We start from the raw sequence: 852 nt of genomic DNA, 5'->3' as shown, positions 1-852 counted from the left end.
GCCGCCTCCCGGCCGGTGGGCGCGGGACCGCCCTCGGAGGGCGGTGGCAGCCGCGGCGCGGCCGGCAGCTTCTGGGTGGCTCCCGCGACCTCCGCGTGCGGGGCGTCCGAATACGGGTGGCCTGCTCGGTACGCCGCCGCGTCCCGGGGAGCGTTCCACGGATCCTCCGCGGGGCTGGGCCGCGGCGAGCGCCGGGTGCCGTCCGGCTGGCCCGGCTCCCGGTGCGGGGGACGCTGGTGGGGCCCGCCGTCGGCGGCCGCCGGGCGCCCCGGATCCGGGTACGCGGGGTCCCGGTGGAACGAAGCGGGGTACTGCGCCTGAGACGGATCCGGGTAAGAGGATGCCTGGTGGGCGTCCTCGGGACCTACCGCGCCCGGATACCTGGAGTCCGGGTAGGCGCGGCCCGGGTAGGCCGGGTCGGGGTACGCCGGGCCGCTGCGGGCCGGCCCCGGGTACGGGGCGTTTGGCGGCGACGGATCCCGATAAGAGGGGCCCGGATAGCCGGAATCGGGATATGTCGGATCACGATAGGGATCCGGGCCGCGGGGGGGTGGGCCGCCGACGGGCGGCGGCTCCTCGTCCTCGCCGAGGTGGTCCTCGCCGAGGTGGTCGTCGCCGAGGTAGCCGCCACCGGGGTAGGAGCGTTCGGGGGGCGGGGCCTCGTAGTACGGCTGCTCCTCCCGGCGGCCGCGCCTGGGTGGTCCGCCGCCAGGCCCGGTTCCGCCACGCCGATGCCGCGGACCGCTGTTGCCCTCGGTGGGCGTCACGGGCCACTTCCTCGGTGCCGGCCGCCCGCGCCCGCGGTCCCGTCCCAGGCCGGGGCAGGGGCGTTGACGATGCCGTCGCCGACGA

General features: G+C 78.1%; 1 pseudogene. It reads right to left on the bottom strand.

The window, feature by feature from the left end:
- Window positions 1–767, bottom strand: a pseudogene (locus MXD58_RS30460) (hypothetical protein); the annotation flags it as partial.
- Between the last annotated feature and the right edge of the window lie 85 nt (window positions 768–852).

The sequence above is a fragment of the Frankia sp. AgKG'84/4 genome (assembly GCF_023242965.2).
Classification (GTDB): Bacteria; Actinomycetota; Actinomycetes; order Frankiales; family Frankiaceae; genus Frankia.
The sequence above is the reverse complement of the archived record's forward strand: the minus strand, read 5'-3'. Positions and strand labels throughout refer to the sequence as shown.